Raw genomic sequence first — 19301 nt, 5'->3', positions numbered from 1 at the left:
ATTTTATAGCGTTTTTTTAATTCAAGAATATGAACAATACTATATTTCCCTGTCTTTGGTTCAACGGTGATGGAAAAGAAGCCGCTGATTTTTACTGTGAAACCTTTGGTGGAAAAATTACCGCTGATACTCCGGTTGTTTTAAATATCGAACTGTTCGGGCAGAAATTAATGTTTCTCAACGGCGGATCGCAATTCGAAAAAAACGCTTCTATCTCTTTCATGGTTCTTTCTGAAACCGTAGAGGAAGTTCAGAAATACTGGGAAAATATTTCTCAAGACGGCATCATTTTGATGGATTTGGGCGAATATCCGTGGTCTAAAAAATACGGTTGGGTCCGTGACCGGTTTGGCGTAACCTGGCAGATCAATCTGACGGACAAAAAAAGTGGTCAGAAAATAATTCCTACCTTGATGTTCATTCATCAGAATAATGGAAAAGCGATGAAAGCGATGGAGTTTTACACCGGAATTTTCCCCAATTCCAGAATAGAAAGTGTACTGAAATATGGGGAAGGAATCGGCGGGAAAAGTCAGGAAAATCCAGAAAATATACAGCATGGTCATTTTGTAATTGATGATTACTCGCTCTTCTGTATGGATAATTCTTACGATCATCAGTTTGATTTTAATGAAGGAATTTCAATTGTTGTGATGACTGCCAATCAAGTGGAGACCGATCATTTGTGGAATTCACTTATTGCAGACGGTGGCCGGGAATCAATGTGTGGTTGGTTAAAAGATCAGTTCGGCGTCAGCTGGCAAATTGTCCCTAAAAGATTATTAGAATTGATGAATGATTTCGATGATCCTGTGAAAGCGCAAAAAGTCGTAGAAGCAATGATGGGCATGCAGAAAATTGAAATTTCCAAGTTAGAAGAGGCTTATAATTCTTAAAAATAAAATGAACAGAAGTGAGATTATTAGAGTTCAAAATACAGATTAATGCCACTCCTGAAAAAGTTTGGGAAGTGCTTTTTACTCAGGATGCTTACCAAAAATGGGCTTCTGCGATGAATGAGGGAACCTATTTCGAGGGAACCTGGGAAGAGGGAAGCGTGATGAAATTTCTCGATCCCAAAAATAATGGAATGTATAATAAGGTGATCAAAAACATTCCCAACCGGGAGCTCAGCATGAAACATCTGGGATGGATTTTCGATGGTGAACTCAGTCCTCAGGACTGGGAAGACTCGACCATCAGTTATTTTTTAGAACCCTATGAAAACAAAACCCTTTTAATAGGAAGGGTAAATTCGCTGGATGAATTTGTTGATTTCTTCAATACTAAATATCCGAAAAATTTTGAAAAGATAAAAGAACTTTCGGAAGAGCAATAATTTTAAAACGCAAAACCATGGAAACTTTAGATTACGAAATTCATATCAGTGCGCCGATTCAGAAAGTTTGGGATTTACTCTGGAGCCCGGAAACCTATCCGATATGGACGCAGTTTTTTACGCCAGGTTCGCAGATGAAATCCGACTGGAAAGTCGGTGGCAAAACCTATTTTACCAATCAGAAAGGTGAAGGAATGGTGTCAACCATTGAAAGTTTAGACGAGCCCAATGAAGTTATTTTCAGGCATCTTGGAACAGTCAGAGATGGTGTAGAAGATACGTATACCAGGGAAGTTAAAGACTGGAGTGGTGCCGAAGAAAAATATTTTCTGCGGGCGATTGACGAAAATACCACCCAACTCACGGCGACTGTTCATGTCAGCAATGAAAATGAAGATGCGATGAATAAAGGTTTTAATGAAGGTTTCGCAATGCTTAAAAAGCTGGCTGAAAAAGAATAGAAAAGAATATCAGTTTTATATCTGCTTTGTTTATTGTGGAATAATGATTGCTGCTTTTTGAACATAATAAAAATTACAAAATTTATTTAAAGTGAATTTTCAGTTGATTCTCTGTCAAAAAAAAAATGGTTCCGGTAACTTTAAAAAAGAATAAATATTTAAAGTAAAAAGGAGGTCATTATTTTTTAGAAAATCAGTTCAACGTAAATTTTAAATTTCAAAAAATGAAAAATTCAAATGTAAAAACGGCTCTTGGAGCTTTCGCTGTACTAGGTTTGGTCATGGTAGCAAACAAAATGTATCAAAGAAGAAAAGCCATGAAAGCTATTCTTGAGGAATATGGAATCAAAGAAAAAACGGCTTTTGGTGTTGTTGACAAAATTCGGGAAATGGATGACGAAAAATATTTGGAAATGAAGAATAAAATTAAAAATCAATATGAGTCGGAATGCTGTAAAAAATGAAGTGAATCTTAAATCCCATCTCATTTCACACTAAATTATTGTAAGTGCAGAGAATTATTTCTTCTGCACTTTTTTGATCTTCTCTCTATGTTTTACCTTACGCAGATACTTATTATTACAGCAGATTTGATTTTTTTTGGAATAATTAATTTTTAAAATCCTTACTTTTGCTCACCAAATTACGTTTGGAAAACGTTTTTAAACTGGAATGAAAAATTACTATTATTTTCTCGGTGTTAAAGAAAATGCTTCAGAAGAAGACATCAAAAAAGCGTACCGTAAACTCTCTTTAAAATACCATCCCGATAAAAATCCCGATGATCATTTTTTCGAAACCCGTTTCATGGAAATTAAGGAAGCGTACGAAATGTTAATTGATGCTGAGAAACGCAGAATTTACGATGATAATCTAAGTCATCAGCAAAGAAGTTACCGGCCGAATCTTCCACCATCAATTAAATTTTTTTCGGCGAATAAAGTGAGGGTTCAAAAAGGGGAGGAAGTGATTATTTCGTGGCAGACTCAAAATGCAGATATTGTAAAAGTGTTGCCATTTGGCCTGCAGAAAGGATATGGCGAGAAAGTAATCCGAATCACGGAATTTCAGGACGGGAAATTTCAGTTGTTATTGCACGTGACCAATTCGCTGTTGAATAAAACGGTGGTGCAGGGAATTACAATCACCGAAATCTATGAGAATAAAAGCGAGGAATTTAGAAATGATGTCGAAAATCTATTTAAACCCGAAAACCCGACATCCATTAATCCGCATGGTATTCCGAGGTTGATCCGGATCATCATCGCACTCATTATGATGCTGATTGTCATTATCATATTGTGGGAGAATTTCTTTAATTAAAAAGAAATCCGATGGTTTTTTCTAAACCATTTTAAGCCGGCCGGGACATTTCTTACATCGTTTTCCTTTCTTAAATTTTTTACAGCAATTCTTTTTACCACAGGTTAATTCCTCTTTAATTTCGCTAAAGGGCATCAGTGGTGATACTTTAAAAGGGATAATTTGACCGTTCATGCTGCAAATATAAATCTAATTTAGAATAAATCAAAATAAGGAACGTGGAAATTTAAAAGTATTCTTCAGGCGATTAGAGTTTTTTTTCGCAATTAGAGTATTTTATCTTTTGTCTATCAGCAAAGCGGTCTATGATCTTAATTAAATGAGATTTATCAATTGTGGTAATGCGCAAAAATTTGTATTTTTACGAACCTTTATTTCAGAAAAAATCTAGTAAAAATATATGAATACCACACAATTTGTAAATCGTCACATTTCCTTGAATGAAGCCGATACACAAGCGATGTTAGAGAAAGTAGGCGTTGCAAGTATTGAAGAATTAATTGGTCAGACCATTCCGGATTCGATTCGATTGCAGAAAGAGCTCGATATTTCGGATCCACTTTCGGAGCAGGAAATGTTAGCGCATTCCAAAGAATTGGCTGCAAAAAACTTAATGTTCGATAACTATATCGGTTTCGGATATCACAACACTGTTTTGCCAAGTGTCATCCAACGCAATATTTTGGAAAATCCGTCCTGGTACACTGCTTATACGCCTTACCAGGCAGAAATTGCTCAAGGGAGATTGGAGGCATTATTAAACTTCCAGACGGTGGTTTGTGATTTGACCGGTTTTAAATTAGCGAATGCTTCCCTTTTAGATGAATCTACTGCCGCTGCCGAAGCCATGCACATGTTCTTTGAGAGCAGAACAAAAACACAGAAAAAAGCCGGAGCTCAAAAATTCTTCGTTTCAGATTTAGTATTCCCGCAAACGTTGGCTGTTTTGAAAACAAAAGCAGAAGGTTTAGGAATCGAGGTGATTGTTGGTGATCACCAAACGCATCAGTTCGACGGGTCTTTTTTTGGTGTTATTTTGCAGTATCCGGGGAAAAACGGAATGATTATCGACTATTCAGAAAACATTCAACAGTATAAAGAATTTGAATTACAAGTAGTTGTTGCCTGTGATCCGATGTCTTTGGTGAAACTGAAATCACCGGCAGATATGGGCGCAGATTGCGCAGTTGGAACGACCCAACGTTTCGGAATTCCGATGGGCTATGGTGGTCCTCACGCTGCATTTTTTGCCTGTAAAGACGAATACAAACGTGATCTTCCCGGCCGAATTATCGGAGTTTCTCAGGATGCTTACGGAAAGAGAGCTTTGAGAATGGCGCTTCAAACCAGAGAACAACATATTAAGAGAGAAAAAGCAACTTCTAATATCTGTACCGCACAGGTTCTTTTGGCGGTTATGGCTGGAATGTACGCTGTTTACCACGGCCCGAAAGGTTTGAATTTCATTGCTGACCAAATCCATTTCAAAGCGGTTGCTTTGCGAGACGGACTGGCAACTTTGGGTTATAAAGTGGTAGAAGGACCAATTTTCGATACCGTAAAATTCAGAATTAATGAAGACGATAAAAGTCGTTTAATGAGAATGATGCGTGACCGAAAAATCAACCTTAATTATTTCTCGGAAGGAATTGTAAGTGTTTCTTTAAACGAATCTTCTACGACGGCCAAAGTTCAGTATCTTTTTGATGCTTTTGCAGGATTTTTAGACAAACAAAGTTTCAAATTAACTTTTAAAGAAGAAGTTCAAATTCCACAGGAGTTTTTAAGAGCAGACGAAATTCTTAAAGAAGAAGTTTTCAACAGATACCATACGGAAACCGAATTAATGAGATACATCAAACGCTTGGAAAAAAAAGATCTTTCTTTGACGCAGTCAATGATTTCACTTGGTTCCTGTACGATGAAGCTGAATGCCGCAACCCAAATGTTACCGTTGTCGTGGGCAGAATGGGGAAGTGTTCATCCGTTTGTGCCCGTTGAACAAGCCGGAGGTTATCAAATCTTAATTAAAGAATTAGAAAAAGATTTAGCAGAAATCACAGGTTTTGCAGGAACATCTTTGCAGCCAAATTCTGGTGCGCAAGGCGAATATGCAGGGTTAATGGTGATTCGCGAATATCATAAATCCCGTGGCGAAGGTCACCGGAATATCGCTTTGATTCCACAATCCGCTCACGGAACAAATCCCGCGTCCGCAGTGCTTGCGGGCATGAAAGTAGTGGTGGTGAAAAATCTGGAAAGCGGTGAAATCGATTTCGAAGATTTAAAAGCAAAAGCCGAACTGCACAGTGAAAATCTCGCCGCAGTGATGATTACTTATCCGTCAACCTACGGTTTCTTTGATGATAATATCATTGAAATAACAGATTTAATTCATTCCCACGGTGGACAGATTTATATGGATGGTGCGAATATGAATGCACAGGTTGGTTACACGTCGCCTGGAAATATTGGTGCCGATGTTTGTCACCTGAACTTACACAAAACCTTTGCGATTCCTCACGGTGGCGGTGGTCCCGGAGTTGGCCCAATCTGTGTGGCAGAGCATTTGGTGAAATTTTTACCGAGCAATCCTAATATTAAAATCGGAACCAAAGAGTCTATCGACGCTATTTCCGGTGCGCCTTACGGCTCTTCTTTAGTGCTGAATATTTCTTACGCCTATATCAAAATGCTGGGAACGTTTGGTTTGAAAAAGGCGACCGGTCATGCGATTCTTAACGCCAACTATTTAAAAGAAGTTCTGGGCGAGCATTTCCCGGTACTTTATTCGAATGAGAAAGGCAGAGTTGCCCACGAATGTATCATCGATTTCCGCCAGTTTAAACCACTGGGAATTGAAGTTGCGGATATCGCAAAACGTTTGATGGATTACGGTTACCACGCTCCAACAGTAAGTTTCCCGGTTGCAGGAACTTTAATGATTGAACCAACTGAATCCGAAAGTAAATCAGAATTGGACCGTTTTGCAGAAGCATTAATTTCAATAAAAAGAGAGATTGATGAAATCGCAGAAGGAAAGTATGACACCGCAAACAATGTTTTGAAAAACGCGCCACATACAGAACAGGTCGTGATTTCAGATACGTGGGACCGACCGTACAGCCGCGAAAAAGCTGCTTATCCATTGGATTGGGTTCGTGATCACAAATTCTTCGCGTCGGTTTCCCGTGTTGATGAAGCGTACGGCGACAGAAATCTGGTGTGTACCTGTGCACCGATTGAAAGTTATATGTAATTAAATAGAAATAAAAATAAAATTCCTGAAGATCATCTTCAGGAATTTTTTTATAGGTAAATTTTACAGAAATTGTTTTCACCACCTTAACCGGATCGTTCAATTTTCATTGATGTTTTTCGGTAGATGATTTAAATGTTCTTCGGGTCATAAAAGAAGATCAGTTTTTTATTGGCAGAATGAAAATCAGACCAGGAATCACAGTCTATTTCAAAACCCGCAACACCGCCAGTTGGGAAGATAAGCATATCATCAGACATGGTGTTGGCAAAATTCGAGATGCCGTTATTGTGAGAAAACATTGCGACCTTGTCCAAGTGGTCATCTAATCCCAGCGTGATATTTTCGAAATTAGTGTCGGATGCATTATACAGCTTCTGAATGGTCTCGATTTCAATATTATATTCTTTGTTGAAAATTTCACATGTTGAAAATGCCCGTAAAGCAGGACTGGTGAAGAATTTATCGATTTCAATGTTTTTTTCTTTCAGAAAATGAGACATTTTCTCGGCATCATGTATCCCTTTTTCAGCAAGTGGCCGGTCGAAATCTTCGGTGTTTTCAGGCCAGTCGCTTTTAGCATGGCGGACAAGAATCAGTGTTTTCATTTGGTTTTTTTTCGGAGACTAAAATTAAATAAAAAAAAGGAGAAGTGAGCTTACTTCCCCTTTTTTAAAGTGAAAAATTAAACATTTTTAAAAAATCAGTTAAAATTAATAATGACTTTCAGTGCTTTTTCTTTTGCGGCATTACCGAACACTTCATACGCACGGATCATGTCTTTGAAATCGAAACGGTGGGTAATGAGTTTCTCGGGTTGCAGTCTTTTGCTTTCTACATTTTTCAGAAGCATCGGTGTCGTATTGGTACAAACCAGTCCCATGGTAATGGTTACGTTTCTGATCCATAGTTCTTCGATATGCAGTTCCACAGGTTTTCCGTGTACGCCTACGTTAGCAAGGTGAGCACCGGGTTTCAGGATTTTCTGGCAAATGTCAAAAGTAGCCGGGATGCCCACCGCTTCTATGGCGACATCAACTCCCTGTTCGCCGACGATTTTTTTCACGGCTTCTACGGCATTACCGGCTCCGCTGTTGATAATATCGGTGGCACCAAAACTTTTTGAAAGTTCCAGTCTTTCCTGGTCCACATCAATCATAATGATTTTTGAAGGAGCAAAAAACTGTGCCGTAAGCAGTGCTGCAAATCCGATAGGTCCTGCACCAACGATAGCCACAGTATCGCCGGGACTTACTTTTCCGTTCAGTACACCGATTTCAAAACCGGTGGGTAAGATATCACTCAGCATCACTGCTCCTTCTTCATTTATATCTGGTGGCAGCGGATAAAGCGAATTGTCACCGTGAGGAATGCGTACATATTCCGCCTGGGTACCGTCGATTAAATGTCCTAAAATCCAGCCGCCATCAGAACAATGGGCATAGAGTTGTTTTTTGCAATTCGAGCATTTTCCACAGGAGGTAATGCAGGAAATCAATACTTTATCTCCTTTTTTGAAGCTGATGACGGAACTTCCGACTTCTTCTACAATACCAATTCCTTCATGTCCCAGGATTCTTCCCGGAGTTACTTCTGGAACATCGCCTTTTAAAATATGAAGGTCTGTTCCGCAAATGGTAGATTTTACCATTTTTACAATCACGTCGGTTGATTCTTTTATCACCGGCATCGGACAATCGACGAGGTCTTTTTGTCCGGGTCCTTTAAATACTAAAGCTTTCATAATGAATGTGATTATTAGTGAGGCATTTTTTGCCTTATTAAAGGTAGAAAGATTACCGGTGACTTTTCCTAAAAAAGAAATGATTTTAATCACTACTTTTTTAAATATTGTACGCAAAGACAAATATTTGTAAATTTGCACCCAATGTCACAAATCTTAGCAATTGATTATGGAAAAGCCCGGTGCGGTATTGCGGTCACCGATGATATGCAGATCATTGCCAGTGGTTTGGATACTGTTGCCACCAAAGATGTTTTTTTATTTTTAAAAAAGTATTTTAGTGAAAACAAGGTAGAGCAAATCGTAGTAGGCCTTCCCACTGATTTAAAAGGAAATTTAAACGAAGTGGAAGTTCATATTTTGAAGTTTATAGAAAAATTCAAAACCGAATTTCCGACCGTAGGAGTAGATCGTTTTGATGAACGTTTTACCTCGAAAATGGCTTCTTTTTTTATCTCACAAAGTGGGAAAACCAAGAAGAAAAGAGAAGAAAAAGGATTGATCGATAAAGTAAGTGCAACCCTGATATTGCAAAATTATTTAGAACAGAAACAGAAATGATATTACCGATAAGAGCATTTGGAGATGCTGTATTAAGAAAACATTGCCACGAAATCAACAAAGATTATCCGGAACTGAAATCTTTAGTGGACAATATGTTCGAAACCATGCACAGCGCAAACGGCATAGGTTTGGCAGCACCGCAAGTTGGTCTGGATATACGCCTTTTTGTAGTAGATGTTTCTCCGTTGGCAGAAGACGAGGATTATGCAGATATTGCCGATGAACTGAAGGATTTCAGAAAGGTTTTTATCAACGCAAAAATCCTGGAAGAAAGTGGCGAAGAATGGAAATTCAATGAAGGTTGCCTCTCAATTCCCGATGTGCGTGAGGATGTGAAAAGAAAAGAAACAATCCTGATCGAATATTATGACGAAAATTTCGTTAAACATACCGACACTTTTTCAGACATGAGAGCCCGTGTGATTCAACATGAATATGATCATATCGAAGGAATTCTGTTTACCGATCATTTGAGTTCATTAAAGAAAAAATTAGTAAAAGGGAAACTGATGAAGATTTCCCATGGAGATGTCTCCGTGACTTATAAAATGAGATTTCCGAAATAAATAATCCAGCTAAAAATCGGATCCAGTTAAAAATAAAATTCAAACAAATATTAAAAAAATGAAGTTAGAGAAAATAATATCAATTTCCGGGAAACCAGGACTTTATAAGTTGATTTCGCAGTTGAAAAACGGATTTATCATCGAAGATGTACTGACCAAGAAAAAAGTCAGTATTTCTAATTCTTCACAAGTAAGCTTGCTCGATAATATCGCGATGTTTACTAGTGACAATGAAGTTCCTTTGTTTGAAGTTTTCGAAAACTTGGCAAAAAACGAAGAGTATAAAGAAACGATTTCTCATAAATCTTCCGAAGAGGATTTGCGCGCGCTGATGTCTACATCGCTGCCCAATTATGACAAGGAAAGAGTATATGTTTCCGACATCAAAAAATTGGCTCAGTGGTATAACATCCTTCACAAAGCGGGATATATTACGCCGGAAAGTTTTGTTAAACCAGAGGCAGCGGCCGAAGAAGAACCTGCAATCGCAGAAAAAAAGGAAACTAAAAAAGCAGCTCCAAAAACAGAGAAAGCAACTACTCCGAAAGCAAAAGCTTCTACTTCATCAGCCAAATCAGCGCCGAAAAGTACACACCGAAAAATGGGGTAAAACAGCCGCAATCTGTAATCAGCATATTGCAATAATTTTTTCCATTACAATAAATCTGCTTCGACAAGGAATTAAATTTTTGTCGAAGTTTTTTTATTTAAACTAAATTTGCATCCAACATTCAACATTCAACATCCAACATCCAACATCCATCATCTAACATCCAACACCCCATGAACTCCAGAGCAGAACAATTAGCCGCTTTCGACCGCTTACTCGATATCATGAATGATCTGCGCGAAAAATGTCCGTGGGATCAGAAACAGACTTTGCATACTCTTCGGCACTTGACTTTGGAAGAAGTCTATGAACTTTCTGATGCTTTGCTGGAAGAGGATTTGCCGGAGATCAAAAAGGAGTTGGGAGATGTTTTACTTCACCTGGTTTTTTATGCAAAAATCGGATCTGAGAAAGGAAGTTTTGATATCGCAGATGTCATTAATTCTTTAAATGAAAAACTTATTTTTCGCCATCCTCATATTTATGGTAATCTTGAGGTGAAGGATGAAGAAGAAGTGAAACAAAACTGGGAAAAACTGAAACTGAAAGAAGGCAACAAATCCGTACTTTCTGGCGTGACGAAAGGAACTCCGAGTTTGATAAAAGCGTACCGGATTCAGGATAAAGTAAAAGGAATCGGTTTTGAATTTGCCAACGCCGAAGATGCCTGGAAAAAAGTAGATGAGGAACTCGCGGAATTCCACGCTGAAACCGATCTGGATAAAAAAGAATCAGAGTTGGGTGATGTTTTTTTCTCGCTCATTAATTACGCCAGAATTTTAGGGATCAATCCTGATTCGGCTTTAGAAAGAACCAATAACAAATTCATCGGCAGATTTCAGAAAATGGAGAATCTGGCACTCACAAAAAATATCAGTTTAGCAGATTTAAGTCTGGAGCAAATGGATGAACTTTGGGAAGAAGCTAAACTATTGGGTCAATAGGCTGCACTGAACTGATATTCAGGAAAAATTAAAAAAACCTTCAGAGTTTTCTGAAGGTTTATATGAAATTATTTAATTAAAATACTGATGGTATCTCTCCATCGATTCTTTGAGCTCGCCAACGATGTGATTGGCTTCTTCTCGGTTTTCAGCTTTTTTCAGTTTTTCTATTTCTTTCATGTGAGGAGCAAGCCAGGCGTGGAGCATCTCGTGAGGTCTTCCTGTCATCGTGCAGCTTTTCACAAGATTATCGTTTGTGGCACTCAGGTGAGCCGCCAACATTTTATAGTCACTGTTTTCCGGTTGGTACGCATTAAGCTGGGTTTCCATCTCGGAGATGAAAGGTTTCATTTCTGCATTCGCAGCCCATTTTGCGCCGTTGTTTAATTCCAGTTTTACATGATCGTCATGGTCATCAGATTTTTCCTTATTTTCTGTTGCATGTTCGTCAGCAGCGGATTGCTCTGTCGCTGTTTTCTCCTGGTGTACGCTTTCCTCCTGTTTCTTCTCACAGGAAATTACGATTGCTAATCCGAGGATTGCAGATACAAATAGTTTTTTCATTTTTTTGAAATTTTCGTTATGATGTATAAAAATAGTGCGGATACTAAAATTCTGAAAGCCATCGCTCCCACGGTTTTTGTTTCAAATATTCCCCCATTATTAATGTGAATAAATAAGCCGATATAAGCCAAAACCAGAATTATTAATGAAATGATTAAAGGGACTTTTGCCCAAATTTTATTTTTGAAAATGGCATAGGCAGTAATCAAATAAAGCATTCCACAAAGCCAGTTCGCCCAAACGATGAACGGAACGAAATTGCCTTCTTTTGCTCTGATCCCAAACCAGTCAAATAAGACTGAACTGCTCATGAAAAGTGTCAGAAATCCGAACAGGAGAAGGAAGATGAGGAGTATTGTTTTTTTCATAATTGTAAATACATAAATATACGTTTAATAATTGATGTTCTTTAATTAAAGAATTTATAATCAGTCTGAAACACAAGAAATCAATATTTTATTTTAAGGAATTAAGAGGATTAAGAAAGGTGTTTTTCGCCGCTTTTGTCTGAACACTTTTGTCATAAACTTAATTTTTTTAATACCTTTATTATTCCTAATGCTTAAGTTCTCTATTTCTAATTCGTTTTTCTATACCGCAATACCGCCCACGAAATGACAACGATTGCCAATCCGCTGATAAATCCAAAATGAGGCAGCAAATCTTTGAAACTGCTGTTTTTGAGTATAATCATACGGATCGCTTCTACGCCGTAAGTTACCGGATTGGCGTAGGCGATATATTTTGCCCAGTCGGTCATGCTTTCTACGGGCGTAAATAGTCCACTCATCAGAATGAAAATCATCATAAAGAAAAAGACGACAAACATCGATTGTTGCTGCGTTTCACTGTAAACAGAAACCAAAAGCCCCAGTCCTAAAATGGCGATGAGATAAACCGCAACAAAACCGTACAGCAGCAGAAAACTTCCCTGCATCTGAATTCCGTACACCAAGATGGTCACCAAAAGTCCGATAGTAAACGCCAGCATTGAGAGTAACCAAAAAGGAATGAGCTTGCCCATAATAAAATCTGCTTTCGTAACAGGCGATACATTAATCTGTTCGATCGTTCCGTTTTCTTTTTCCTGAACAATGTTTAGCGCTGTCAGATAGCCGGAAATTAAAGTAATCAGAAACGCTAAGATTCCCGGTACCAAAGACAGTCTGTAATTGTAATTTTCATTAAACCAGAATTGGGGAACGATTTCAAAATCTGATGTTTTTGTGATATTTTCGGTTTCCGGTGCGAGTTCTACCTGGATCTGCCGGTTGTAATTCTGCAGAATCTGCGCAAGATAATTGGCAGAAAGTCCGGCCTTTGTTCCGTTAATCGCATTGATGGCGAGCAGTACTTTTCCGTTGTTTTCACGAACCAGATTTTTTTCGAAATTGTTTGGGATTTCTAAAATTAAATCGACTTTATCTTTTTCAATTTCCTGATAAGCCTGCGGATAACTTTCACCGTAATTGATGATTTCAAAATACCCTGAAGCGGTAATCTTCCGGATAAGTTCTCTGGAGAAAGTGGATTTGTCGTGATCGACGACTGCAATTTTTATATTTTTGATTTCATAGCTCGCTGCCAAAGGAAGAATCACCAACTGAATAACCGGCATCACAAAAATCACGGCCAGGATTGCTTTGTTCCTGAAAATCTGCAGGAATTCTTTTTTGATTAATATGCCTAAAGTTCTGAACATTTTTTGTCTGTTATCTTTTATCTGTCAACGAAGTGGTTCTTAATCTTTTTCTATTTTAATCATACTTTTTAATTTATAACAAATCTGCAGCCCGACTTGAACGGAGCTCTTTTTGCCTGGACCTTTTTTTCTTTTAATAATATTCTTACGAAGGCAAAAAAGCGGGAGTGGAAGGCGGAAATGTCTGCCCAAAAAAACAGGCTTATTTTATTCAACCATTATTCGAGTCTTACCTTAAATTTTTTTACTGCGATGACGAACAAGAGCGCCATCATTGCGAAAAGGATTAGTGTCTGTTTCCAGATGACTTCCAGGCCGGTGCCTTTGATCATCACGTTTTTTACGATTTCATAATACCATTTTGCCGGGATGAGGTTGCTGATGAGTTGCAGCGGAAGCGGCATGTTTTCGATGGGGAACATAAAGCCACTCAGCATTAACGTGGGAAGCATTGTTCCCACGAGGGAAATCAGCATGGCGACCTGTTGCGTATCGGTTAAAATTGAAATTAAAATCCCGAGTAAAAGATTGGTGATAATGAATATCGTGCTGACCAGAAAAAGCAGGATAAGGTTTCCTTTGATGGGTAAATCGAGTAGGGTCACACTTAAAATCATGATGGAAATAAGAATAACCATCGACAATATAAAGTACGGAATCGCCTTGGCCAGAATGATGGTGGATGGCTTCATGGGTGATACCAAAAGAACCTCCATGGTTCCCGATTCTTTTTCGCGTACGATGGCAACGGCAGTCATTAATACGCAAATAATGAGAAGAATTAAAGCCATGACGCCGGGAACGAAATTGGGCGCCCCTTTGAGTTGAGGATTGTAGAGCATGTGTATTTCAGGCTGCACACCGGAAAAGCTTTGTAAAGTTCGCTGTCCGTAATAATCCATTAAAATATTGGACATGAAATTGTAAATCTGATTGGCGAGATTGATGTCGGTTCCGTCGGTAATCAACTGGAGCTGTGTTTTTTTTCCTAAGATTAAATTTTCTGTAAACTGCTGCGGAATCACCAGAATCATTTTTATTTCTCCACCTTTAAAAGAATTTTCGGCCTGATTGATGGATTTCAAATTTTTATCGACATCGAAATATTGGTTGGCATTTATTTTTGAGATCAGCTCGGCGGAGATTTGGGTCTTATCCTGATCGAGAATGCCGATTTTTGTGTTTTTAACCTCCGTACTTAAGGCAAAACCGAAAAGCAGAACCTGCACGACCGGCATCCCGAAAAGAATGAGCAAAGTTCTTTTATCGCGCAAAACATGATAGAATTCCTTTTGTACAAATATAAGGAGTTGTTTCATTTTTAAAGTGCTTTCTTATTCAGTCCTTTTTGCGCCCCGTGCCAGTTCATAAAAAACGTCATCCATCGTTACCGCATTAAACTGTTTTTTCAGATTGGATGGCGTATTCAGTGCGGCAATTTTTCCATCGACCATGATGGAGACGCGGTCGCAATATTCTGCTTCATCCATATAATGGGTGGTGACGAAAATGGTGATTCCACGGTCAGCTGCGTCATAAATCATGCTCCAGAACTGTCTCCGTGTCACAGGATCAACGCCGCCGGTGGGTTCATCTAAAAACACGATTTCTGGTTGGTGAAAGATGGCGACAGAGAATGCCAGTTTCTGTTTCCAACCTAACGGAAGTTGAGAAACCAGTTTGTTTTTCTCTTGTTCTAAGCCCAGTTCTTTGATGAGTTCTGCACTTTTTGTTTTCAGTTCTTTTCTGGGGATTCCATAAATTCCTCCGAAAAACTCCAGATTTTCTTTGACGGTCAGATTGCCGTAGAGTGAAAATTTCTGGCTCATATAGCCGATATTTCTTTTGATCTTTTCTGTTTCGTGATAGACATCAAAACCTGCCACGCTGGCGTTTCCGAAAGTCGGAACAGAAAGCCCGCAGAACATTCTCATCGCCGTTGTTTTTCCGGCACCGTTCGCTCCGAGGAAACCAAAAATCTCTCCTTTTTTCACTTCAAAACTGATGTGGTCAACCGCCACAAAATCGCCAAAAGATTTGGTGACATTTTCTGCAGTGATGGCGATATTTGGATTTTGAGTATTCATTTTAATGATTTTCCTGAGAAAGCAATTGTATGAAACTGTCTTCTGTATTTGCTTTTATGGCTTTGACTTCTATATTTTCAAAACCTTTATTTTTTAAAAATTGATGAACGGAACCGATTTCGAATTTGCTGTTTTGATCTGCGCTTAAATGCACGGATTCACCAAATGCATAGGCGTTTTTTTTCTGTTCGAAATTTTCCAGCGCTTTTAAAACTTTAGAAGTCCGGCCGGCTTTTACTTCAAATAATAAGTCGGGGTAGGAATTGCTGAGGTTTTCAGGCGTTGCAATGGACAGGATTTTTCCGTTTTGCATTAAAGCGATTCGATCGCAGAGTGAAGCTTCGTCCATATAAGGCGTGGCGACAACCATGGTGATTCCCTGCATTTGTAGACGTTTGAGCATTTCCCAGAATTCCTTCCGGGAAACGGGATCTACACCGGTGGTCGGTTCATCGAGAAATAAAACTTTCGGTTTGTGAATTAAAGCACAACATAAGGCGAGTTTCTGTTTCATTCCGCCTGATAATTGTCCGGCTCTCCGGGTTTTAAAAGGTTCAATCTGAATATAAATATCTTTGATTAAACCGTAGTTTTCTTCGATGGTTGAATTGAAAACGCTGGCGAAAAATTTCAGATTTTCTTCGACGGTTAGATCCTGATAAAGCGAAAATTTCCCCGGCATATATCCCAGGATATTCCTTATGTTTTTATAATCTTTGACCATGTCAAAATCCTCAATCGTTGCAGAGCCGGAATTGGGCAAAAGAAGCGTGGTCAGCATTCTGAATATGGAAGTTTTGCCGGCACCATCGGGACCGATCAATCCGAATATTTCGCCGTGGTCAACACCGAAACTCACGCCATCCACCGCAAGGACTTTTTCTTTGTCTTTGCCGTAGGTTTTTACGAGGTTGTGGACGGTGATTGATTTCATGAGGATGGATGCTAGGTGTTTGGTGCTGGTTGTGGAATTATATATAGTTTTTTTTACCGCAAAAGAGACAAAAGTTAACTATATATTTCAGTGAACCAAAAGAGGATAAAAGGATATGCTTAAAACCTCTCTGCTTTTGTGAACTTTATTATTGAGTTTTTCCATACAGCTTTTGTGACTTTGTGGTTAATACTTACAACGTTTTTTTGTTTTAGTTTTTAAAATTTCACGTCGGCGTACATTCCGATTTTCAGATAACCATCATTTTTTACATGAATCTTTACGGCATAAACCAAGTTCGCTCTTTCGTTTTTGGTTTGAATTGTTTTCGGTGTGAATTCGGCTTTGGAACTAATCCAGTAAACGGTTCCGGGAACTTCGCTGGTTTTTCCGTCGCCTTTGTCAAGCAAAACTTTCACTTGCTGACCGGTTTTTATTTTCGGCAACTGATCGCCGGTGATAAATATTTTTAAAGTCATCAGGTCGAGACCGGCCATTTTGAAAATTGGTTTTCCCACCGTGGCAAACTCACCTTCACTGGAATATTTCGTCAGCACCATTCCGGAAATGGGACTTACAATGGTGTTGTTTTTCAGCAGTTCATCGATCTGTTCCACTTTTTTTTCTGTCGGTTTTCTTTCACTTAAAACTGCTCTGTTTTGAATGGCAACATTTTCTTTTGCGGCAGAAATCTGCTGGGTGAGCGTTGTCAGTTGAGTTTGTGCTGCCAAAATTTGTTTTTGAATAACATCGATGAGCCCGTTGGCATCGTCGAGTTGTTTTCTGGTTGCCGCATCTTCACGGACGAGATTCGCTGTTCTGTTGCGTTCTCTGACTGCATTTTGCAACTGTTCCTTTAATACCGAAATACTGGCATTTTGAGAATGATACTGCGACTGTAAAACCTGAATCTGAGGAACTGCCGAATTGGTTTTTTGCCCGATTGCATCGAGACTTGCGATAACCTGCTCTTTCTGTAATTCGACCGTTTTCGGATCGATTTCTCCAACGTTTTGATTTTGGGTAAGTTCTTGGCCTTCTTCCACATTCAGTCGGGTGATGGTGCCGTTGGCTTTGGCGCTGACCATGACTTCATCGGCCTCGAAAGTGCCCGAAGCATCGTAATGACGATCTGCATTCCTGCAGGAAAAGAGCATGAGAGCAGTTATTAAGAAAATATATTTTTTCATGAGAAGTTTTTTGATTTTTAAAGAAAATTGCCGGTCATTTTAGAACTCAAACATTCAATCATTGATTGAGTTGTGCTTTTAGATTATATTGTGTTAAAAGATATTGGATTTCGTGGGTGATTTTCTGGTTTTTAGCACGATCCAATTCATTGACTTCCCGCAGATAATCGCTTGTTGTGATAACGCCGTTTGCAAGCTGAGCTAGAGAAGCTTTTTTAATGCTTTCACGCAGGATGATGAGTTCGTCGTCCTTATTAATTAGTTCCTGGATTTTATTCAGATCGTTATTGTTCTGAATGGTTTCGAACTGGAGGTTGAAAAGGAAGTTTTCTTTCTGTACTTCGATTTCCTGTTGTTGGGTTTGGATTAAAGCCAAATCGTTTTTCCGGGTATAAAATCCGGTGATGGGAATATTCAAACGCAAACCGCCAATATAGAAAAGGTCGAATTCATTTTTCAGCATGTTGAAACCCGGTTTACCGTAACCGCCCTGGAAAAATGCGCCTAACTTTGGTGTGTTTTTAGCATTAATCAATGATTTTTGGGTTTCTAAAGCCATTTTTTGTAAATCAAAAAGTTTCAGTTCTGCGCGTTTATTTTGTTCAGGAATAAGGATTTTTTCCGGTCTTTGGAGTTCAGTATTTTCGTCCAGATTTTTTTGAATGTAAAGGGAAAGCATTTGTATGAAACTTTTTTTCATACTTCGAAGTTCCAGCTCTTTCTGTTCCAGATTGATGAGTTGTGCTTTCAGAATATCCACGTTACTTCTATAGATAACACCATTCTGTAGTTGGGCTTCTGCTTTTTTTAATCCGTTTAAAAGGTCGGATTTCGTGAGTTGTGTTTGCTGGATTTGTTCATCGGTTTGCAGAATTCCGAAATAAATTTGGTTGATCCGCAATTCCAGCTGATCAGTTTCGACTTCGGTTTTCTGCAGTTCGACGTCAGAATTTGCGGTAGCCATTTTCTTTTGACCGGCGATCGTTCCGCCGTCGTAAATATTTTGCTGAATATCTGCGTACACTTTATACTGGTCTTTGCTCAGCGGACTAATGCTAAAATTAGGAATTTGAATGGGCAATTGCGTAACCTCATTTTGATAAGTAGCCTGTCCGGTAATCTGGATTTGTGGAAGCCAGCCTTTTGCGACATTCTGCAGATTGTATTCCTTTGTTTTGGCAATTAAATTATTTCTTTTGATAAGCGGATAATTCTGTTTGGCCAAACCGTAACATTCTTCTAAGGTTAATGTTTGGGCATTTCCAGTGAAAAAGAGGAGCAGTAATAGATATTTTAAAATTCTCATTTTTAATTAATTTAAAAAAATGGTGCGCAGGTAATTTAATGATCCAGCATCATCTTGATCCACATCGGAACCAACGTTTTTCTTTCTTCCACGAATTTCTGAAATTCAGCGTCATCCATTAAATCAAATGACTGTAAGATGGGTTTTCCTAAAAAAGGAAAAACGGTCATGCTTAAAAAGTTCAATAGAAAATGAAAAGGATCGATATCGGGTTTGCGGTCCTGAATCTGTTGTATCAAAAATGAATTCTTTAATAATTTGTCAAAGGGAAGAATTGATTTCACATCTGACGTTTTTTTCTGAATTTCACTCAAAACGAAAATGGGAAGATTCGGATTTTCAGACAAAATCTCGAAATATTTTGCGCTTGCCAAATCGAGTTTTTCATCTAATGAAGTTTTTTCGTTCGTAATGATTGGAATAATTTTTCCGAAAAGCAAAACGATTTTCACTTTCATGACCTGTTCAAACAATTTCTCTTTGGTTCGGAAATAATAATTGAGAAGCGCCACATTAATTCCTGCTTCTTCAGCGATATCGCGCGTTCTGGTTCCGGAGAAACCTTTTTCGGTAAATATTTTAGAGGCTGCGAGTAATATTTTGTCTTCGGAAGAAAGTTCGTCTGATTTCATATCTTTTTAAATCTAAAGTAAAGTTAGCACTATTTTTTTGATTTAAACAAATGAATTAATCAAATGATTAAACCGT

The 19301-nt window shown here is 38.5% G+C and carries 21 protein-coding genes; 10 read left to right on the top strand and 11 right to left on the bottom strand.

Translation table 11 applies throughout. The annotated features are described in order from the left end of the window. Positions 1-29 precede the first annotated feature (29 nt). The 6 genes from QF004_RS11520 (at position 30) to gcvP (ending at position 6382) form a co-directional block, all read left to right on the top strand. Entirely contained in the window at positions 30-896 is an 867-nt protein-coding gene (locus QF004_RS11520) for a VOC family protein (protein ID WP_307426434.1), read from the top strand. Positions 897-913: 17 nt separating this feature from the next. Then, positions 914-1339 carry an SRPBCC domain-containing protein gene (locus tag QF004_RS11515; RefSeq protein WP_133438547.1) on the top strand — a complete coding sequence of 142 codons (426 nt, stop codon included), beginning with the start codon at positions 914-916 and terminating at the stop codon, positions 1337-1339. A 17-nt stretch (positions 1340-1356) separates the two neighbouring features. Continuing rightward, on the top strand, positions 1357-1800 hold the full coding sequence (locus QF004_RS11510; protein ID WP_133438546.1) for an SRPBCC domain-containing protein: 444 nt from the start codon (positions 1357-1359) through the stop codon (positions 1798-1800). Positions 1801-2024: 224 nt separating this feature from the next. After that, positions 2025-2264, top strand: a complete 240-nt coding sequence (locus tag QF004_RS11505) for a hypothetical protein (RefSeq protein ID WP_133438545.1) — start codon at positions 2025-2027, stop codon at positions 2262-2264. Between the two features lie 208 nt (positions 2265-2472). Then, positions 2473-3123, top strand: coding sequence for a DnaJ domain-containing protein (locus QF004_RS11500; RefSeq protein WP_133438544.1), 651 nt, complete (start codon positions 2473-2475; stop codon positions 3121-3123). 400 nt (positions 3124-3523) lie between these two features. After that, positions 3524-6382: an aminomethyl-transferring glycine dehydrogenase gene (gcvP, locus tag QF004_RS11495; protein ID WP_307426431.1), complete on the top strand. Its 2859-nt coding sequence runs from the start codon at positions 3524-3526 to the stop codon at positions 6380-6382. Positions 6383-6513: 131 nt separating this feature from the next. Here gcvP and QF004_RS11490 read toward each other — a convergent pair whose 3' ends face one another. Together QF004_RS11490 and QF004_RS11485 are read right to left on the bottom strand one after the other, a co-directional pair. Continuing rightward, complete coding sequence (locus tag QF004_RS11490; protein ID WP_133438542.1) at positions 6514-6990, bottom strand: histidine phosphatase family protein; 477 nt, start codon at positions 6988-6990, stop codon at positions 6514-6516. 95 nt (positions 6991-7085) lie between these two features. Then, positions 7086-8126 carry a zinc-dependent alcohol dehydrogenase family protein gene (locus tag QF004_RS11485; protein WP_133438541.1) on the bottom strand — a complete coding sequence of 347 codons (1041 nt, stop codon included), beginning with the start codon at positions 8124-8126 and terminating at the stop codon, positions 7086-7088. 144 nt (positions 8127-8270) lie between these two features. Here QF004_RS11485 and ruvX point away from each other — a divergent pair, with 144 nt between their 5' ends. The 4 genes from ruvX (at position 8271) to mazG (ending at position 10810) form a co-directional block, all read left to right on the top strand. Next, positions 8271-8687, top strand: a complete 417-nt coding sequence (gene ruvX, locus QF004_RS11480) for a Holliday junction resolvase RuvX (protein ID WP_133438540.1) — start codon at positions 8271-8273, stop codon at positions 8685-8687. After that, positions 8684-9256, top strand: a complete 573-nt coding sequence (gene def, locus QF004_RS11475) for a peptide deformylase (protein ID WP_133438539.1) — start codon at positions 8684-8686, stop codon at positions 9254-9256. The genes ruvX and def overlap by 4 nt, the downstream gene beginning before the upstream one ends. A gap of 58 nt (positions 9257-9314) precedes the next feature. After that, positions 9315-9866 carry a DUF5606 domain-containing protein gene (locus QF004_RS11470; protein ID WP_133438538.1) on the top strand — a complete coding sequence of 184 codons (552 nt, stop codon included), beginning with the start codon at positions 9315-9317 and terminating at the stop codon, positions 9864-9866. 173 nt (positions 9867-10039) lie between these two features. Further along, positions 10040-10810, top strand: coding sequence for a nucleoside triphosphate pyrophosphohydrolase (mazG, locus tag QF004_RS11465; RefSeq protein ID WP_307426425.1), 771 nt, complete (start codon positions 10040-10042; stop codon positions 10808-10810). Positions 10811-10882: 72 nt separating this feature from the next. On the opposite strand, the gene QF004_RS11460 is transcribed toward mazG, so the two are convergent. The 9 genes from QF004_RS11460 to QF004_RS11420 all read right to left on the bottom strand — a co-directional run bounded on the left by QF004_RS11460 (position 10883) and on the right by QF004_RS11420 (position 19225). Then, positions 10883-11374 carry a hypothetical protein gene (locus tag QF004_RS11460; protein WP_307426421.1) on the bottom strand — a complete coding sequence of 164 codons (492 nt, stop codon included), beginning with the start codon at positions 11372-11374 and terminating at the stop codon, positions 10883-10885. After that, complete coding sequence (locus QF004_RS11455; RefSeq protein WP_133438533.1) at positions 11371-11742, bottom strand: hypothetical protein; 372 nt, start codon at positions 11740-11742, stop codon at positions 11371-11373. The genes QF004_RS11460 and QF004_RS11455 overlap by 4 nt, the downstream gene beginning before the upstream one ends. Before the next feature lie 209 nt (positions 11743-11951). Next, the gene (locus QF004_RS11450) at positions 11952-13076 is read right to left on the bottom strand and encodes an ABC transporter permease (RefSeq protein WP_307426418.1); all 1125 of its coding nucleotides are present in this window, start codon (positions 13074-13076) and stop codon (positions 11952-11954) included. A 218-nt stretch (positions 13077-13294) separates the two neighbouring features. Then, on the bottom strand, positions 13295-14395 hold the full coding sequence (locus QF004_RS11445) for an ABC transporter permease (RefSeq protein ID WP_307426415.1): 1101 nt from the start codon (positions 14393-14395) through the stop codon (positions 13295-13297). Between the two features lie 15 nt (positions 14396-14410). Then, the gene (locus QF004_RS11440) at positions 14411-15163 is read right to left on the bottom strand and encodes an ABC transporter ATP-binding protein (protein WP_307426412.1); all 753 of its coding nucleotides are present in this window, start codon (positions 15161-15163) and stop codon (positions 14411-14413) included. Position 15164: 1 nt separating this feature from the next. Continuing rightward, complete coding sequence (locus QF004_RS11435) at positions 15165-16097, bottom strand: ABC transporter ATP-binding protein (protein ID WP_307426409.1); 933 nt, start codon at positions 16095-16097, stop codon at positions 15165-15167. A 218-nt stretch (positions 16098-16315) separates the two neighbouring features. Continuing rightward, positions 16316-17287: an HlyD family secretion protein gene (locus tag QF004_RS11430; RefSeq protein ID WP_307426406.1), complete on the bottom strand. Its 972-nt coding sequence runs from the start codon at positions 17285-17287 to the stop codon at positions 16316-16318. Between the two features lie 58 nt (positions 17288-17345). Further along, complete coding sequence (locus QF004_RS11425) at positions 17346-18593, bottom strand: TolC family protein (RefSeq protein ID WP_307426403.1); 1248 nt, start codon at positions 18591-18593, stop codon at positions 17346-17348. A 35-nt stretch (positions 18594-18628) separates the two neighbouring features. Next, entirely contained in the window at positions 18629-19225 is a 597-nt protein-coding gene (locus QF004_RS11420; protein ID WP_307426400.1) for a TetR/AcrR family transcriptional regulator, read from the bottom strand. Between the last annotated feature and the right edge of the window lie 76 nt (positions 19226-19301).

Origin of the sequence: Chryseobacterium sp. MDT2-18, assembly GCF_030815285.1 — a bacterium.
Lineage (GTDB): Bacteria > Bacteroidota > Bacteroidia > Flavobacteriales > Weeksellaceae > Kaistella > Kaistella salivictor.
This window is presented reverse-complemented; position numbering and strand designations above follow the sequence as displayed.

Excerpts from the sequence above, each read along its gene's own strand:
- QF004_RS11520 (WP_307426434.1), top strand. The coding sequence starts at position 30 with ATGAACAATACTATATTTCCCTGTCTTTGGTTCAACGGTGATGGAAAA.
- QF004_RS11510 (WP_133438546.1), top strand. The coding sequence starts at position 1,357 with ATGGAAACTTTAGATTACGAAATTCATATCAGTGCGCCGATTCAGAAA.
- QF004_RS11505 (WP_133438545.1), top strand. The coding sequence starts at position 2,025 with ATGAAAAATTCAAATGTAAAAACGGCTCTTGGAGCTTTCGCTGTACTA.
- QF004_RS11500 (WP_133438544.1), top strand. The coding sequence starts at position 2,473 with ATGAAAAATTACTATTATTTTCTCGGTGTTAAAGAAAATGCTTCAGAA.
- gcvP (WP_307426431.1), top strand. The coding sequence starts at position 3,524 with ATGAATACCACACAATTTGTAAATCGTCACATTTCCTTGAATGAAGCC.
- QF004_RS11490 (WP_133438542.1), bottom strand. The coding sequence starts at position 6,990 with ATGAAAACACTGATTCTTGTCCGCCATGCTAAAAGCGACTGGCCTGAA.
- QF004_RS11485 (WP_133438541.1), bottom strand. The coding sequence starts at position 8,126 with ATGAAAGCTTTAGTATTTAAAGGACCCGGACAAAAAGACCTCGTCGAT.
- ruvX (WP_133438540.1), top strand. The coding sequence starts at position 8,271 with ATGTCACAAATCTTAGCAATTGATTATGGAAAAGCCCGGTGCGGTATT.
- def (WP_133438539.1), top strand. The coding sequence starts at position 8,684 with ATGATATTACCGATAAGAGCATTTGGAGATGCTGTATTAAGAAAACAT.
- QF004_RS11470 (WP_133438538.1), top strand. The coding sequence starts at position 9,315 with ATGAAGTTAGAGAAAATAATATCAATTTCCGGGAAACCAGGACTTTAT.
- mazG (WP_307426425.1), top strand. The coding sequence starts at position 10,040 with ATGAACTCCAGAGCAGAACAATTAGCCGCTTTCGACCGCTTACTCGAT.
- QF004_RS11460 (WP_307426421.1), bottom strand. The coding sequence starts at position 11,374 with ATGAAAAAACTATTTGTATCTGCAATCCTCGGATTAGCAATCGTAATT.
- QF004_RS11455 (WP_133438533.1), bottom strand. The coding sequence starts at position 11,742 with ATGAAAAAAACAATACTCCTCATCTTCCTTCTCCTGTTCGGATTTCTG.
- QF004_RS11450 (WP_307426418.1), bottom strand. The coding sequence starts at position 13,076 with ATGTTCAGAACTTTAGGCATATTAATCAAAAAAGAATTCCTGCAGATT.
- QF004_RS11445 (WP_307426415.1), bottom strand. The coding sequence starts at position 14,395 with ATGAAACAACTCCTTATATTTGTACAAAAGGAATTCTATCATGTTTTG.
- QF004_RS11440 (WP_307426412.1), bottom strand. The coding sequence starts at position 15,163 with ATGAATACTCAAAATCCAAATATCGCCATCACTGCAGAAAATGTCACC.
- QF004_RS11435 (WP_307426409.1), bottom strand. The coding sequence starts at position 16,097 with ATGAAATCAATCACCGTCCACAACCTCGTAAAAACCTACGGCAAAGAC.
- QF004_RS11430 (WP_307426406.1), bottom strand. The coding sequence starts at position 17,287 with ATGAAAAAATATATTTTCTTAATAACTGCTCTCATGCTCTTTTCCTGC.
- QF004_RS11425 (WP_307426403.1), bottom strand. The coding sequence starts at position 18,593 with ATGAGAATTTTAAAATATCTATTACTGCTCCTCTTTTTCACTGGAAAT.
- QF004_RS11420 (WP_307426400.1), bottom strand. The coding sequence starts at position 19,225 with ATGAAATCAGACGAACTTTCTTCCGAAGACAAAATATTACTCGCAGCC.